The sequence below is a fragment of the Microlunatus endophyticus genome, assembly GCF_014646195.1.
Lineage (GTDB): Bacteria > Actinomycetota > Actinomycetes > Propionibacteriales > Propionibacteriaceae > Microlunatus > Microlunatus endophyticus.
Window position 1 is genome coordinate 228,011 of sequence record NZ_BMMZ01000003.1, and the last position, 16,134, is coordinate 244,144.

Consider the following 16,134-nt stretch of genomic DNA (forward strand, 5'->3'; position numbering starts at 1 on the left):
GAGCATCAGCAAGATGACCATGAACGTCAAACTCGGCTGTGGACAGATCACCTGGCACCACCATCTGGCGCCGAGGGTGACCGAGGACGAGGTGCTGGCAGACATCGCCGGTGCCGGATATGTGGGAGCGCCGTTCGGCGGCCCGAAGCGAACTGCCGAAGAGACCCGGGAGATCTTCGACAGGCACGGACTCCAGCCGGCGCCCGGCTACCTGTGGGGCGACTACTGGGATCTCAGCAAGCGGGATGAGCAGCTGGCCACCGCGCGCGAGTACGCCCGGGCATCACAGGCCCTCGGGCTGACCGAGATCTACGTGGCAGCCGGCGGCTTCAACGAACCGACCCGCAGCGGCACCACTCGCAGCAAGGTGGTCGCCCACAGCGGACCGGAGGACTCGCTCACCGAGGAGCAGTTCGCCGTGTTCGCCGAGACCGCGCAGCTGGTCGGTGAGGCGATGCTCGAATTCGGCGTCAAGGCCTGCTACCACAACCACGGCGGGACCTTCATCGAGCGCGAGGACGAATTCGAGAAACTGCTGGCTGCGACCGACCCTGAGGTGCTGTTCATCGGCGCCGACACCGGCCACCTGGCTTGGGCCGGCATCGACGTGGTCGAATTCGCCCGGCGGCACGGCGACCGGATCAAGACGATGCACCTGAAGGATGTCGATGCTGCCGTCCAGGCCCGCGGCGCAGCCGAGGGCTGGGATTACGCGACCTTCGAGGAGAACGCGATCTGGACCGAGGTCGGCAACGGCTCGGTCGACTTCGGCGGCCTGTTCCAGGTCCTGGACCAGCACGATTTCGACGGCTGGCTGATCGTCGAGACCGACGTCACCCAGCTGCCCAGCGCGGCGGAGAGCGCGAAGGTCAGCCGCGCGAACCTGCGCAAGCTGGGGATCTGAGGAGTGCGCGCGCTGACCATCACCACCGCCGGACCCGGCATCGCCGATCTCGGCGAGCCGACCGGATCCGGTCACGAGTTGGTCGTCGACGGTTTGCTGCTTGGTGTCTGCGGCACCGACCGCGGCCTGATCGCCCGGGGCCCCGAACGACCACCGGCCGGACAGGACTTCCTGGTGCTCGGTCACGAATCGCTCGGCCGGGTGCGTACGGCTCCGGCCGGGTCGCGCTTCAAGCCCGGTGATCTGGTCACCGCGCTCGTCCGCCGCCCCGACCCGGTGCCCTGCCCGGCCTGTGCGGCAGGACAGCTCGACCTGTGCGACAACGGGCAACTGGTCGAGCGCGGGATCCGCGGCCAGGACGGCTACGGCGCCGAACGCTACCTGCTCGACGAGCAGTACGCCGTAGGCGTCAATGCCGGTCCGGATGGACTCGGCCTGCTGGGCATCCTGATCGAACCGGCCAGCATCGTCGCCAAGGCCTGGGAGCGGATCGACGCCTTCGCCCGCCGTACGACCGGCCGGGCGTTGATCTTCGGCGCCGGACCGATCGGGCTGCTGGCCGCATTGCTGGCCCGGCATCGCGGCTACGACGTCCACATCGTCGATCAGGTCGACGCCGGCCCGAAGGTCGACCAGTGCAGAGCACTCGGAGCCACGTACCATTGCGGATCCGACGCGCTGACCGGCAGCTTTGACGCGATCGTCGAGTGCAGCGGCGCATTCACCGCGGCGACCGTCACCCTGTTGTCACGCGGCGGGGCCGCCTGCTACATCGCCCATGCCCACGACAACGCCCCCGATGCCGGTGGCCGCAACGATCCGGTCGACACCGGCGATCTCAGCGGGATACTGGTCGGCGGCAACTCCGCGATCTTCGGCATCCACAGTTCGGGGCCGGAGCACTTCGCCACCGCGCAATCCGAGTTGGAGAAGGCCGATCCGCGCTGGTTGCACGGCCTGATCACGTCCACCGCTGATCTTGACGACTTCAACTCCGCGCTGGCGATCGGTCCGGAGGTGATCAAGACGGTGATCCGGCTGGATCCCGACATCCGACCCGATCTCTCGGGATTCACCTCGGTTCCGGTCTAGGCTGGCTGCTGCCGACGTCAGGTACCGGCTTGGCGTTGACGGTCTTTTTTGTTCAACGGCGAGCATTCCGGCCCTCTGCAGGGCCTGAAAAGGACTGACATGGCAGCAACATCATCGCGCCCGGGCTTATCGACTACGGGCTTGTCCCGGCGGGCGTTCATCGGACTGACCGGCAGTGCCGGCCTGGCGGGCGCCGCGGCCCTGACCGGGTGCAATCGGGCGGCCTCCACAGCGGGCGGCAGCGGCGGCGGCAAACCACTCAAATTCTGGAACATGCCCTGGGGCAACACCCAGTTCAACGTTCTGGACAAGAAGATCACCACCGATTTCAAGCCCGCCAAGGGTTTGGGCGCGGCGACCTACCAGATCATCCAGTGGGCGAGCTGGTCGCAGACCTTCTCGTCGGCGATCGCATCCAACACCGGCCCCGCGGTCTCCTCCGGCGGCGGCACGATGGCCTTCCAGTTCGAGGCCGAGGGCAAGATCGCCTACGCCGACAACCTGCTGGACTCCTGGAAGCAGAACGGGCTCTACGACGACTTCCTGCCCGGCCTGCTGGACACCATGAAGGTGGAGAAGGGCTATGCGGCGATCCCGTACAACCTGGACATGCGGGTGATCTGGTACAACACCAAGCTGCTCGACAAGGCCGGGGTCGGCCAGCCGACCGATTGGGACAGTTTCGACGGGGCGTGCGCGGCGCTGAAGAAGATCGGCGTCTACGGCATGGGCACCGGGGCCGGCAGCGGCAACGGGATCGGCAGCCAGGGACTGGTCTCCTGGATGATCAACAACGGCGGTGGACTGTTCGGCCCTGATCAACAACCTGACATGGTGACCGAGGCCAACATCGAGGCGGTCCAGTTCGTCCTGGACGGTGTCAAGAAGGGCTACGTCGATCCGCACTCGCCCAGCTACACCAGTTCCAATTCCCAGGCCCAGTGGAAGGCGCACAAATTCGGGATGGGCTATGACACCGCAGGGCTCGCCAACAACCTGGGCGGCACGGTCGCCGAGGAGATCACGGTCGGTAGCCCGCTGACCAGCCCGGCCGGCAAGAAGGGCGCGATCTACTTCCCGAACAACATCATGATGTACACCAATACGCCGAGCCAGGCCGAGAGCGAGGCCTTCCTCACCTACTACTACAAGAACATGGCCGAGCTGTGGACCAAGCACACCGGAATCGGCCTGCCGCCACTGAAGTCGATCACCGAGACCGCGGCGTTCCGGGAGGACAAGAACGCGCTGAAGGCGATCCGGGAGTGGCAGCCGATCGCCAGGACCTGGGCCGCGCCGGGCTCGAACTCGCTCTTCAAGAACGTCACCTCGGTCGACGGCACCCAGCCGATCGACGACTTCGCCCAATCCGTCTACGGCGGCAAGGTCACAGCCAAAGCAGCGCTGACCAAGCTGCAGGACGCGACGGCCAAGATCCTCAAGACCTCGAGCTAGCCCGGTTGATCATGACCGGAGCAGGTCACGCAGGGCGCTCTTGTCGGGCTTGCCGCTGATCGCGACCGGCACCTCGGCCAACTCGGTGATCGTCTCGGGCACACTGAGGTCGCCGATCGCCGCTCGGACCGCGGTGCGCAGAGCCGTGTGGTCCGGCGTACGACCGGCCTTCGGGACCACGAACGCGTGCACGGCTTCGCCCCTGCGGTCGTCGGGTGCGCCGATCACGTACGCCTGGTCGACATCTGCGCTCGCGGCCAGCACCTGCTCGATCGGGCCGGCGTAGACCGGCAGCGCGTCGACGATGATGATGTCACGCGCGCGACCGGTCAGATACAGGTAGCCGCCCTGCAGCAGGCCGAGATCCCGGGTCCGGATCCAGCCGTCGACCAGCACCTCGGCCGTCAACTCGGGCTCGCCGAGGTAGCCGGACATCTGCTGCGGTGTGCGGACCAGGACCTCGCCGTCGCGGATGTCGACGTCGATCCCGGGCAGCGGCCGCCCGACCGAGTCCAGCACGCCGGCGGCAATATCAGCCGGGGTGTGCAAGGTGAGCCCGCCGGTCTCGGTCTGGCCGTAGGAGGTGTAGACGACCGGGCCGAGCACTTCGTACGCCTCAGCCAGCCGGTGCGGCGGCAACGGTGAGCCGGCGGCCATGATCGCCCCGACCGTCGACAGGTCGAAACTCTGCTGTCGCAGCGAATCCAGGGTCTGGTAGAGCCGTGGGATGTGCATGATCGTCGCGGTGGCGCGCAGCGCCGGGAACACCGCGGGGAACAGCGGCCCGTCAGCCGGGCCGGGCAGCGCGGGGATGACCGCCGTCCCGCCGGACAGCAGGCACAGGGCCAGATAGTCCTGCACGATGGCACTGGCCAGCGTGCCGAAGAGCAGGAAGCGGCCGAAATTCTTCGCCAGTTCTGCGGTGGCCGGCGACCAGTCGGCACCCCACGACCAGTGCGCCGAGAGTGCGGCGTAGGTCTGCATGCAACCCTTCGGTCGTCCGGTGCTGCCACTGGTCCAGGCGACCCGGGCGACATCCTCGGGCCGCGCGTCCACGACCGGATCGGCCGCCGGACCCCGCAGCAGCTCGGCGATCCGCTCGGCAGTCACCAGGCTTCCGCTGTGAGCCAGCACATGGTCGCGCTGCGCGGCTGAGTAGCCGGACGGCAGGCCGGTCACCCGGCATCCCAGGGCGTAGCCGGCCAGCCAGGCAGCGAGCGCCTCAGCCGTCACGCCGACGTCGAGAACGATCCCGCTACCGGGGCCGAGGCCCGCCTCCCGGTAGCCTGCCTCGATCGTGCCGATCATGGTCAGCAGCTGACCGCCGGTGATCACCCGGCCGCCGCCCGCAACAGCCTCCGTCTCCACGGCCGGATGGCCCGGTGCGGTGGCCAGGGCATCCAGCACGGACTGCGGAAACGCCGACCGGCCGGATGATGGTCGCGGCGATGCTGATCTTGGTGATGTTGTTGATCTTGAGGATCTTGATCCTGGGAGCGTCGTCATGCCGCACCTTCCACGGGATTGTCGGCAGCAGCGACCAGCCCGCCACGCGCCTTGGCGATCCGGTCGATCAGCGCGAGCACCGGCGAGGTCATGATCGTCGTGACCATCGCCACCAGCACCAGGCTGGTGAACAGCGTGGGGCTGGCGATCCCGGCCTGCAGGCCGACGTTCAGGGCGATCAACTGCATCAGCCCGCGGGCGTTCATCAGCGTGCCGAGCCGTACCGGGAGCCAGCCGCGCTCTCCGGCCAGCCGGGCACCCAGCCAGCACGCGCCACCCTTGCTGATCACCGCGACAACGATCGCGGCGACCGAGAACCAGAGCACCCGCGGATCGGTCAGCAACGCGAACCGGGTGTGCAGTCCGGAGTAGGTGAAGAACATCGGCACCAGCATCCGGCTGATGCCGTCCATGGTGGGCGTCACCAGATCGGTCCGCCTCCCGATGCCACGTGCCCGCGCGACCTCGTCGAGGTGCTGCTGAGGGGGCATCACCAGGCCGATGGAGAACGCTCCGAAGACGGCGTACAAGCCGATGCTGGTGGTGAAGCCCGCGGCCCCGAGGACCAGCACCATCGTCACTATCAGTGCGGTCTCCGGGCTCAGCCGGGAATCGCGCAGCCAGCGGTCGAGCAGCGGGCGGAGGACGAAGATCAGGATCGCTGCGAAGACCGCGGCACCGACAACGGCCGTCACGATCGGCCCGGGCCGGCCCGATGCCACGCTGAGCACCGCCGCCAGCATCAGCCAGGCCGCGAAATCGTCGATCCCTCCGCTGGCCAGCGCGAGTGACCCGTACCGGGCCCCCGCCAGGCCGCGCTCGATGATGATCCGGGCCAGCATCGGAAAGGCGGTGATGGCGAGGGTGACCCCGACGAAGACGGCCGTGACCACGGGGCCGACGCCGGCTTCGGTGATTCCGACATGGGTGTGGAACGCGTACGCCATCCCGGCACCCGCGATCAGCGGGACGGCGACGCCGAAGCTGCTGACCGTGAGGGCTGCTCGTCCCAGACCGGGTCTCAGATAGCCGCGTAGCTCCCGACCCGCCTGGAACATCAGCGCCACCAGCCCCAACTGGCCGGCCACGTAGATGACCGGCAGCAGGTCCTTGGGGAACAGCGCAGCCGACCAGCCGGGGGCGATCGCGCCGAACAGCGACGGGCCGAGCAGGACGCCGGCCAGCATCTCCCCCACGACCGGCGGCTGCCCGATCCGGCGGACCAGCATGCTCACGACCCGGCAGACCACGAGGATCACCGCGGCGGCGAGCAGGAACCGCGTCGTCAGTTCTTCGGTGGACATTCAGACCGCCTCTTCGGTCGGCCTGCTCGACGCGGGCACCTGCTCCGGATGCTCGGCGAAGTAGGTCCTGGCCAGGGCCAGCCGGCGCGCGTCGAGCACCATGATCGTGCCGAACGCCAGCTGCGTGAGGCTACGCGGAACGTCCTGCCAGCGGTCGGCCCACCGCAGCTGTCTCAGCCGAGCGGGTGTCGGTGCCGGCTCGCTACGTCGGGTCAGCAGCACCGGTCCCCGATTCGGCAGCGACCTGGTGTGGGCCGCCGAGGAGGACAGCGTGTAGCGACGCAGTACCTCCCGGGTTGCGGCTCGCATTCCCGGCGGTGCGATCCCGCGGGCCGGGCAGGGTCGGTTGGCGCTGACGCCGAACGGGATGTGGTGCGGCGGCCGTCCGTGGCGCTGTCGCCAGCGGTCCGGATCGAACTGCGTTGGATCGGAAAGGGCCGGATCGGAAAGGGCCGGATCGGAAAGGGCCGGATCGGAAAGGGCCGGATCGGAAAGGGCCGGATCGGAAAGGGCCGGCCGGCCGGTGTGGTGGAATCCGGGATAGTCGAACAGCAGCACCGTGCCGGCCGTGATCGGCGGGTCGACGTCGATGTCGGCGGTGACGATCCGGTGGGCGATGCCGAACAGCGGCCAGACCCGAAGCGTCTCGTTGATCACATCGGACAGATAGTCGTCGTCGGACGGTTCGCGCTGCAGCCGCTCCTGGACCTCCTCGTGCTCGGCGACAGCCAGCAGCAGATGCGCCATGGCCTCGGACATCTGCACGATCGCGGTGTTGAAGAAGGCTCCCTGCAGGTAGCAGGCCTGCTCCTGCGGCGTCATCAGGCTCGGGAGATCGAAACCGACCTGTCCGGCATCGATCCGGGCCCGCAGGTAGCGGGTCAGCCGATCGCGGCGCTTCATGTGCCGCAGCGAGGTGCACTTCAGCGCACTGACGACGTCGTCGGCGTTGCCGACGATCAGGTCGCGTACGAAGCGCGGACACGGTTCGCCGAAGACGACCTCGTAGTACGCCTCGGCCCAGATCGGCATCATCAGGTCCCGCAGCCGCACCTGCTGGATCCGTTGTCCAGGGACCGGCCGGCCGGCGGGCTTCCCCGGAAGTTCGTCGAGCACCCGGGCAGTACAGCGTGTGACCAGGTCGGCCCACTCGTCCTTGGATCGGCTGGCCAGGATGGTACGGGTCGTCCGAGCCGCCTGGTCGTAGCGCGGGCCGGGCTCGAGGTGCTCCTGGTGCACCTCGGGGCCGGGTGCCAGCCAGTACCAGAACAGGTCGGACAGTCCGGCGCCGTGACTGCGGCCGTTGGCCGCCGGGTCGCCGTAGACCCGGACGAATTCCTCCGGCCCGCCCGGGCGGTCCAGGACCGACATCCCTTCTTCGCCGTTCACCAGGGCGAAGATCGCTCCGCGCAGTGCGATGACCCGCTGCGGCAGCCAGGACGGGAGGGTGGCGGCTCCGGCCAGTGCCGCTGCTGTGCCCAACCCGGCGGCGATCATCCGCCTCACGGCTTGGTCACCACCCAGTCAGAGCCGAGTTCGGCCGGACTCTCGACACCGAGCAGCGCCAGGGTGTGGTCCAGCTCGCTGCGCAGAATCTCCAGGACGTTGCGGGCACCCTGCTCGCCCGCCGCCGCGAGCCCCCACATGATCGGCCGTCCGATGCCGATGGCCGAGGCGCCGAGCGCCAGCGCCTTCGCCACGTCGGTGCCGCGGCGGATGCCGCCGTCCACGAGCACCGGGACCCGGCCGTCGACTGCTGCGACGACGTCCGGCAACAGGTCGACGGTGGCCGGGATCCCGTCCAGCTGGCGGCCGCCGTGGTTGGACACCATGATCGCGTCGGCGCCGTGCTCGATCCCGAGCCGGGCATCGTCGGGATGGGCGGTGCCCTTGAGCACGATCGGCAGCTCGGTCAGCGCGCGGAGCCGGTCGAGGTGCTCCCAGCTGAGCTCGGCCGACAGCTCGATCGACCGGACGCGATCGGTCGGATCGCCCCCGAGACCGCGCAGATTCTCACAGGCCAGACCCGGCGGCAGATCGGTGAATCCGTTGCGGATGTTGCGATCCCCAGCGCCGAGAACCGGCGAATCGACTGTCACCACCACAGCGGTGACACCGGCGTCGGTCGCCCGGGACACGATCTCGGCCGTGATGTCGTTGCGGGTCTGCAGATAGAGCTGGAACCAGACGTCGCCACCTCCTGCCGCACGAGCCGCGGCCACGACGTCGGCAACGGCGACGGTGGCCGCCATGCCGGTGATCATGATCGTGTCCGCGGCCGCAGCAGCCCGGGCCGTGGCCAGCTCACCGTCGCCGGTCATCAGTTTGTGGAAGGCGGTCGGCGACAGGATGATCGGCATGCTCGCGCGGCTGTTCAGCAGCCGGGTCTCCAGCGTTCGCTTCGGGTTGCCGCGCAGCACCCTGGGCAGCAGCGCGAGCCGGGCGTACGCCGCCTCGTTCTCCCGCAAGGTCACCTCGTCGCGGGCGCCGCCGGACACGTAGTCGAAATGGACCGGGTCGAGTACGGCGCGGGCGGCCGTCTCGTACTCCCGGATTGTGATCAAGGTATTCACCGGGTGGCCTCGGGATCAGCGGGCCGGCGTCGGCGCGATGGACGGTTCATTGACGGTCAGGAAGGCCACGAGCGGATCGCGATGGGCCGGTTTGTCCCATTCGTTCTCGAGATTCTCGGCGACGTGGTGGCTGTCGATCAGGCGGCCGTCGCGGTACAGCCGTACGACCGGATGCAGATACGCGGCATCGAAGGCGTGCTCGGCATCGTCCTGGGCGACCCGGGCGACGGTGATGTCGAAGGGATCGACCTTGTCATGATCAGGGCCGTACTCGAGCGTGACGATGATCATGTCCGGGCCGTTCGTATTCTCTGCCCCGCCGGCCAGTTCGTCGAGGGCGTAGTCGACCGGCACCTCCTCCAGGTAGGCGGCATCGCCGGTGGCCGGGCGAAGCACGACATCGCCGAGCACGGCGAACTGCTGGTACAGCCCCGAGCTGCGGTTGACCCGAGCCAGGATCGCCTCGGTGATCTCCTCCGCTGTGCCGCGGACCACCGCCGATGGCCACGGCGTCTGGTGGTAGCGGGCGCCGAGGATCTTGCGCAGGGCACGAGCCCCGTACCGGAAACCGTGGATGAATCCGCTGGTGCCGTGCTTGAAGTCGCGGACCTGGGTCGGTGTACCGGCGACGTACAGTCCCGGTACGCCCTCGGCCTCGTAGGCCGAGGTGAGCCGCGGGAAGCGGTCCTTGTGGATCAACACGGGGCGGCAACCAGGGTCGAAGATCTCGGCGTCGAAGCGGAAGCCGGTGCAGTCGATGACCCGGTCGTAGCGGATCTCCTTGACGAATTCGTTGGCCCGGGAGAAGGAGAACCGGACCGCGTACGAACCGGCCTCGTCGCGTTCGATGGACTGCACCGTGCCGTCCAGGATCGCGTTCTGGGATTTGAGCTGGTAGGTGTCGAGGAAGTTGTTGTTGACCGCGCGGAGATGGCCGACATAGTGGGTCTTCCAGGCGAATCGCATCGGGCTGGGTCCGGCGACGTGGATGACGGCGGCGGTCGGGGTCAGGTTGTCGGCCGTCTCCAGGGCGGAGTTCCCCTTGCCGATGATCAGGACGCGCTGGTCGATGAATTCCTTCGGGTCGGTGGTCACCGACCAGTACTGCTCGGCGAGTTCGATGCCGGGGATCGGCGGGATATACGGCTTGCTGACACCGGTTGCGGCGATCACCCGGCGAGCCCGGTGCGTACGACCCCGGGAGTCGGTGATCGCGAAGTCTCCGGCATCGGCATCGACATCGGCATCGGCATCAGCATCGACATCGGCACCGGCGTCTGCATGGGCGGGGGCCCGACTGACCCGGGTGACCGTCGTGTCGTAGTCGATCCGCAGTTCGTAGCGACGCGCGTAGTCGGACAGGTAGCGAAGCAGGTCGTCGGCCTGCGGGAAATAACGCTCCGAATAGGTGGTGAACAGCGGTCCCTTGTCGTCGAAGGCCAGGATCGAGTTCCAGTCCATCCGCATCCGAAGCTCCGGATCGTCGGTACCGGTGTGCGGCTTGTTGATCGAGATCAGCTGGCGATGACGCGGAAACCTGGTGAAGAACGTGCCGGGCCCGGACCCGGACTCCAGGACGAGATAGTCGTAGCCGGCAGCGCCGAGTTCCTGCGCCAGCTGCAGCCCGGCAGGGCCGGCTCCGATGATCAAGTAATCGATGGGACCAGAGCCCATGTGCGTACCTTCCAGATAAGCCCCGAGCCGACCTGTTGTAGGCACTACGGATCGAAGCGCCGAATGGTTCACACCAGTTGAAGAATTCACCAATTCGTTGCCGAAGTCCGAGCACGGACCGGCCCTGGGTGCCGTCGACCCCGGTAATGCCGAGCGGAGGCCGGAGCGGTTTCGCTACGGTGCCGACCGTGACGGAGTCTTCTTCAGCCGCTGCCGCAGGCCAGGACCGCACCCCGTACGTCATCGCGATCGACGCCGGCGGCACCAATACCCGGGTCGGCTGCTTCGGCCCCGATGCGACGCTGGTCGGTTCCGCCATCGGACGGGGAGGCAGTCCCAATCACAACCATGACGGCGCCCAGCAGATCGGCGAGACGGTCCGGCGGGCGATCGCCGGGGCCGGGCTGGATCCGGCGACGGCGCAGTGTGTCAGCGCCGGCGTCGCCGGATGCGGTCTCGGAGAACGGGAGGGAGACCCCGACGCCTTCCTCGACCTGCCGGAACTGGCGTGCCCGAAGATCTTGGTCAACGACGCGGTGATCGCCCACCGGGGTGCGTTGCTGGGACGCCCGGGTGTGATCGTCGTCGGCGGTACCGGCTCGATGATCCTGGCCATCACCGAAGCGGGTGAACAGATCGAGAGCGGACGTCTCGAGCACTACGCCGGCGGCGCCCGGCATCTGGTCTTCGATGCCATGCAGCGGATCCTGCTCGGCCGGGCCGGCGATCAGGATGTCTGGCTGGTCGACGCGATTCTCGATCACTGGCAGGTCGCGACGATCGGAGAACTGCGCCGGCGGATGGTCGACCAGGGCGGGCTCGACCGCAACGAGGTCAAACGCAAGTACGGCGACCTCGCTCCGCTGATCACCGGCGCCGCCGACAGGTCCCCATTGGCGGCTGCTGCGGTGGCGACCTTGGCTACCAGGACTGCCGACGGCGTACGGCTGTTGGCGCCCCTGATCGGCACTGACCCGGTCGCCGTCGCGCTGGTCGGGTCAGTGGCGACTGCGAACGCATTCGTCGACCGGTTCGCGGCGGCGGTTGCTCCTGAGTCGCCGTCGATCAGGATCGTCCCCGCGGCACTCGACCCGTTGCGCGGGGCCGCACTGATGGCGTACGAACAGATCGGCTGGGCGACGGCCCATTTCCGATCTTCGTGAGTACCGCCACATTTCGACCCTCCTCAGGACACGCTTGGGTACCGGTGGAATAGTTGACTGTGTGTTGTGGAGCCAGGAACCGACGGCCTCTGGTAAGGCCTCGGAGCGATTCTCCTGGCTGACCTCACGGCTGCACGAGGCACTGCCCGGATTCCTGAAGTGGTTCCCGGCAACGGGCATCGGTTTCGCCATGATCGGCTTGACCGGCTTCTTGATCGACATCGGCTTCCTGACGCTGTTGCACGGTGCCATCCACGTCCCGTATGCGATCGCGGTGACACTGGGATATGCGGCCTCGAGCGTGGCCAACTTCGTGCTGAACCGCTGGCTGAATTTCCAGATGCACGGCAACATCGCCAAGCAGACCGGTCGGCAACTGGTCGTCGCGATCAGCAATTACGTGATCTGGATCCTCGGCTTCTCGACAGTGATCGAGCTGCTGGGAGTGCAATATCAGGTCGCCCGGATCATCTCGGCCTGTGTCGAGGGCATCTATCTGTACGTGATGATGCGGCTGTGGGTCTTCCCCCGCCATGAGCAGCTGGAACTCGTCTCGTCGGAATCCCGGCCAGCGCTCGGCGCTGATGCCGGCATCGACGATGACGCGGTCGCTGACGACCCGATTGCCAGCTGATCACTCCTCGCCGGAGAAGCGCTCCCACGCCGATTGCCGGGCCATCCCAAGGGCTTGGCCGATGCGGGCCCAGCTGATCCCCCGGGACCGGGCCTCGGCGACCCGCTTCTGAACGCCGTCCTCCACCTGGGCCGCGACGGAGGCCACCTTCGGCAGGCTGGCCAGCAACTCGTCATCGGTCATCGACTCCCAGAAGCGCCGGCTGATCCCCTTGGGTTTGCCGCCGCCCTCGATGATCCGACCGGCGAGCTGGACGCATTCGTTGCAGATATACACACCGGGCCCGGCGACCATCTTGTCGATCTGGGACTCGTCCTTGCCGCAGAACGAACACTGGGTTGTTTCCATCGGACACCTCCTCGATTGTCAGGCATTTCCTGACGCCCTTCAACCTGTCAGGTCTCCCCTGACAAGTCAAGGTCCAGGACACGTCACGGCGCGAAACTCGAGTTGTCGCGACTTGTGGTCGCTCCCGGGGTCGTACCGGCCCCTTAATCCGTGACAACTCGACTTCTGCGGTGTCGACGCGCAGTTTCCGATCGGCGTCGGCTTCCGTCATCGGAGCGGGCCGGATCGCTCGTGGCGGGAAGATCCGGTGCGCCCCGGTAGACTTCGATGGTTGCCGTTCCGGCAGGACACCCCATTGCGAAGGAAGTAGACCCGCATGCCCACCCGCACCGATCTGCGCAACGTGGCGATCGTCGCACACGTCGACCACGGCAAGACCACGCTGGTCGACGCGATGCTGTGGCAGTCCGGCGCCTTCCGGACCGGCCAGGAAGTCGCCACCCGCGTGATGGACTCGATGGACCTCGAGCGCGAGAAGGGCATCACCATTCTCGCCAAGAACACCGCCGTACGGCATGTGATGCCTGACGGTCACGAGGTCACCATCAACATCATCGACACCCCCGGCCACGCCGATTTCGGCGGCGAGGTCGAACGCGGCCTGGAGATGGTCGACGGCGTGGTGCTGCTCGTCGACGCCTCCGAGGGACCGCTCCCCCAGACCCGCTTCGTGCTGCGCAAGGCGCTGGCCAAGAAGCTGCCGCTGATCGTCGTGATCAACAAGGTCGACCGGCCCGACGCCCGGATCAGTGAAGTGGTCGAGGAGACCAGCGAGCTCTTCCTGGACCTGGTCGACGACGGCAACCTCGACGTCCTGGACTTCCCGGTGGTGTACGCCTCCGCCAAGGCCGGCCGCGCGTCGATGAAGCAGCCCGAGGACGGCGGGATGCCCGACAACGAGGATCTGCAGCCGCTCTTCGAGACGATCCTGGACAAGATCCCGGCACCGGAGTACGTCGAGGGCGCGCCGCTGCAGGCCCATGTCACCAACCTGGACTCCTCGCCGTACCTCGGCCGGCTCGCACTGTGCCGGATCGTCGCCGGTGAGATGAAGCGCAACCAGGTGGTCGCCTGGTGCCGCAAGGACGGCACCATCACCAACGTCAAGCTGTCGGAGCTGCTGATCACCAAGGCTCTGGACCGGGAGCCGGCCGAATCCGCCGGTCCGGGCGACATCGTCGCCATCGCAGGCATTCCGGAGATCACCATCGGCGAGACCCTGGCCGACCCGGAGGATCCCAAGCCGCTGCCGTTGATCATGGTCGACGAGCCGAGCATCTCGATGACGATCGGTATCAACACCTCGCCGCTGGCAGGCAGGTCCGGCAAGAACCTGACCGCCCGGCTGGTCAAGGCCCGCCTCGACCAGGAGCTGATCGGCAACGTGTCGATCAGGGTGCTGCCGACCGAGCGGCCGGACACCTGGGAGGTGCAGGGCCGGGGCGAGCTGCAGCTGGCGATCCTGGTCGAGACCATGCGCCGGGAGAGTTACGAACTGACCGTCGGCAAGCCGCAGGTCGTCACCAAGCAGGTGGACGGCAAGCTCTACGAGCCGGTCGAACGGCTGACCGTCGACGTTCCGGACGACTTCGTCGGTGTCGTCACCCAACTGCTCGGCCTCCGCAAGGGCCGCCTGGAGCAGATGATCAACCACGGTTCCGGCTGGGTGCGGATGGAGTACCTGGTCCCGGCGCGCGGCCTGATCGGCTTCCGGACCGAGTTCCTCACCGAGACCCGCGGCACCGGTCTGATGCACCACGTCTTCGAGCGGGACGAGCCGTGGGCCGGCGACTTCCGGACCCGGCCGACCGGTTCACTGGTCGCCGACCGGATGGGCCAGGTGACCGGCTACGCGTCCTTCAACCTGCAGGAACGCGGCACGCTCTTCGTCGGGCCGGGCACCGAGGTCTACGAGGGCATGATCATCGGCGAGAATCCGCGGCCGGACGACATGGACGTCAACATCACCAAGGAGAAGAAGCTCACCAACGTGCGCTCCTCCACCGGTGAGGAGTTGGAGCGGCTGGTACCGCCGAAACTGATGAACATGGAGCAGGCACTGGAATTCTGCCGCGAGGACGAGTGCGTCGAGGTGACGCCCACCGCCGTACGAATCCGCAAGGTCATCCTCAACGCCGGCGAACGCGCCCGGTCCCGGACCCGCAACCGTTCCTGACGTGGAGTGCCCCAGGGGGGAAATCACGATACTGTGACCCAGAACTTGTTCCCGGTCGATTGACCGGGCCGCGGGAAGGATCACAGTGATGTCTCGGATCTCAGTCCGGTCAGCCGGTTTCATCCGGGTCGCCGTCGCGGGCGTCTTCGCCCTGGCCCTGGCGCTCGGCCTGACGATCAGCAGCCAGCCCGCCGCCGAGGCGAAGACCACCTATGTGACCAGCAAGTACCAGCCGGCCAAGTACGGGCAGGACAACGCGAAGGTCAAGAACGTCCAGCTGCGGCTGGCGGCCGGCGGCTTCATGAAGTCCAAGTACGTCACCGGCTACTACGGCGACGTCACCAAGAAGGCCGTGAAGTCCTTCCGCAAGTCGGTCGGCCTCAAGCCGACCAGCGGCAAGAAGGTGACCAAGAAGACCTGGAAGGCGCTGGTGAAGGCGACCGGCAAGGTCAAGAAGAGCTCCGGCGGATCGAGCACCTCGACGAAGTCCGGCAAGATCGACAAGCGCTGTCTGACCGGGGGCCGGGTGCTGTGCGTCAACGAGACCACCAGCAAGCTCTACTACGTCAACCACAACAAGGTGGTCAAGACGATGGACGCCCGGTTCGGCTGCGGCGGAACCACCCGGGAGGGTGTGTTCACGGTGTTCCGCAAGGTGCGTCACGACTGGTCGCGCGAATACGGTTCGCCGATGCCGCTGTCGATGTACTTCTCCGGCGGTGAGGCGGTGCACTACTCGGCCGACTTCGCTGCTCGCGGTTACGCCGGCTGCAGCCACGGCTGCGTGAACATCCGGGACCGGAGCACCCTGCGGTGGGTCTACGCCCGGATCAAGGTCGGCGACCGGGTCGTCGTCTACTTCAGCTGATCAAGCTCAGAGCTCTGTACGGGGATCAGGACGCGGGAACGGACTCATTCTCCCGTACGAACGCCGCGTAGACGTCGAGCAGGACCCGCTTCTGCCGTTCGGTGATCACGCCGTCGGCCAGCACCGCCGCCTCGACCGACGGCGAAGGGTGTGCCTGCGGATCCAGGATCCCGGCGCGGACGTAGAGCTGCTCGGCCGAGATCCGCAACGCCGTCGCCAGCTGCTGCAGCACTTCGGCCGACGGCTTGCGCAGGCCCCGCTCGATCTGGCTCAGATACGGGTTGGAGACACCGGCCTGCTCGGCGAGCTGCCGCAACGACAACCGGGCCGAGCGGCGCTGACCGGCGATGAACTCCCCGAGTGATTCCAGCTGTGACCCGAGCTGCTCACTGAGCCCGGAAGTCTTGATACGTGCCATGCATTGATTTTGCTAGCTG

At 67.3% G+C, this 16,134-nt stretch carries 13 protein-coding genes and 1 pseudogene; 7 read left to right on the forward strand and 7 right to left on the reverse strand.

The window, feature by feature from the left end; all coding sequences use genetic code 11:
* Nucleotides 1–13 precede the first annotated feature (13 nt).
* The 3 genes from IEY07_RS07915 (at nucleotide 14) to IEY07_RS07925 (ending at nucleotide 3,451) form a co-directional block, all read left to right on the forward strand.
* The gene (locus tag IEY07_RS07915) at nucleotides 14–904 is read left to right on the forward strand and encodes a sugar phosphate isomerase/epimerase family protein (RefSeq protein WP_188894652.1); all 891 of its coding nucleotides are present in this window, start codon (nucleotides 14–16) and stop codon (nucleotides 902–904) included.
* A 3-nt stretch (nucleotides 905–907) separates the two neighbouring features.
* A complete protein-coding gene (locus IEY07_RS07920; RefSeq protein ID WP_188894653.1) occupies nucleotides 908–1,996 on the forward strand; it encodes an alcohol dehydrogenase catalytic domain-containing protein in 1,089 nt (362 codons plus the stop codon).
* A 141-nt stretch (nucleotides 1,997–2,137) separates the two neighbouring features.
* Complete coding sequence (locus IEY07_RS07925; protein WP_229669835.1) at nucleotides 2,138–3,451, forward strand: ABC transporter substrate-binding protein; 1,314 nt, start codon at nucleotides 2,138–2,140, stop codon at nucleotides 3,449–3,451.
* A gap of 9 nt (nucleotides 3,452–3,460) precedes the next feature.
* Here IEY07_RS07925 and IEY07_RS07930 read toward each other — a convergent pair whose 3' ends face one another.
* The 5 genes from IEY07_RS07930 to IEY07_RS07950 all read right to left on the reverse strand — a co-directional run bounded on the left by IEY07_RS07930 (nucleotide 3,461) and on the right by IEY07_RS07950 (nucleotide 10,508).
* Complete coding sequence (locus IEY07_RS07930) at nucleotides 3,461–4,858, reverse strand: class I adenylate-forming enzyme family protein (protein ID WP_229669836.1); 1,398 nt, start codon at nucleotides 4,856–4,858, stop codon at nucleotides 3,461–3,463.
* A gap of 95 nt (nucleotides 4,859–4,953) precedes the next feature.
* Nucleotides 4,954–6,261 (reverse strand): cation:proton antiporter, encoded by a 1,308-nt coding sequence (locus IEY07_RS07935; protein WP_188894656.1) that lies wholly within the window; start codon nucleotides 6,259–6,261, stop codon nucleotides 4,954–4,956.
* Entirely contained in the window at nucleotides 6,262–7,767 is a 1,506-nt protein-coding gene (locus tag IEY07_RS07940; protein WP_229669837.1) for a cytochrome P450 family protein, read from the reverse strand.
* A complete protein-coding gene (locus IEY07_RS07945; RefSeq protein ID WP_229669838.1) occupies nucleotides 7,764–8,834 on the reverse strand; it encodes an alpha-hydroxy acid oxidase in 1,071 nt (356 codons plus the stop codon). Before IEY07_RS07945 ends, IEY07_RS07940 begins: the two co-directional genes overlap by 4 nt.
* A gap of 15 nt (nucleotides 8,835–8,849) precedes the next feature.
* Nucleotides 8,850–10,508 carry an NAD(P)-binding domain-containing protein gene (locus IEY07_RS07950; RefSeq protein ID WP_188894657.1) on the reverse strand — a complete coding sequence of 553 codons (1,659 nt, stop codon included), beginning with the start codon at nucleotides 10,506–10,508 and terminating at the stop codon, nucleotides 8,850–8,852.
* 188 nt (nucleotides 10,509–10,696) lie between these two features.
* Between IEY07_RS07950 and IEY07_RS07955 the strand changes: the two genes are divergently transcribed.
* Nucleotides 10,697–11,671 (forward strand): BadF/BadG/BcrA/BcrD ATPase family protein, encoded by a 975-nt coding sequence (locus IEY07_RS07955; RefSeq protein WP_188894658.1) that lies wholly within the window; start codon nucleotides 10,697–10,699, stop codon nucleotides 11,669–11,671.
* Between the two features lie 61 nt (nucleotides 11,672–11,732).
* Complete coding sequence (locus IEY07_RS07960) at nucleotides 11,733–12,305, forward strand: GtrA family protein (protein WP_188894659.1); 573 nt, start codon at nucleotides 11,733–11,735, stop codon at nucleotides 12,303–12,305.
* Between the two features lie 228 nt (nucleotides 12,306–12,533).
* Here IEY07_RS07960 and IEY07_RS24050 read toward each other — a convergent pair.
* Nucleotides 12,534–12,653 (reverse strand): annotated as a pseudogene (locus IEY07_RS24050) (ClpX C4-type zinc finger protein); the annotation flags it as partial.
* A 316-nt stretch (nucleotides 12,654–12,969) separates the two neighbouring features.
* Here IEY07_RS24050 and typA point away from each other — a divergent pair.
* Together typA and IEY07_RS07975 are read left to right on the forward strand one after the other, a co-directional pair.
* On the forward strand, nucleotides 12,970–14,829 hold the full coding sequence (gene typA, locus IEY07_RS07970; RefSeq protein ID WP_188894661.1) for a translational GTPase TypA: 1,860 nt from the start codon (nucleotides 12,970–12,972) through the stop codon (nucleotides 14,827–14,829).
* Between the two features lie 88 nt (nucleotides 14,830–14,917).
* The gene (locus IEY07_RS07975) at nucleotides 14,918–15,697 is read left to right on the forward strand and encodes a L,D-transpeptidase family protein (protein ID WP_188894662.1); all 780 of its coding nucleotides are present in this window, start codon (nucleotides 14,918–14,920) and stop codon (nucleotides 15,695–15,697) included.
* Between the two features lie 25 nt (nucleotides 15,698–15,722).
* Here IEY07_RS07975 and IEY07_RS07980 read toward each other — a convergent pair whose 3' ends face one another.
* Nucleotides 15,723–16,115, reverse strand: a complete 393-nt coding sequence (locus IEY07_RS07980; protein WP_188894663.1) for a helix-turn-helix domain-containing protein — start codon at nucleotides 16,113–16,115, stop codon at nucleotides 15,723–15,725.
* Nucleotides 16,116–16,134: the final 19 nt, after the last annotated feature.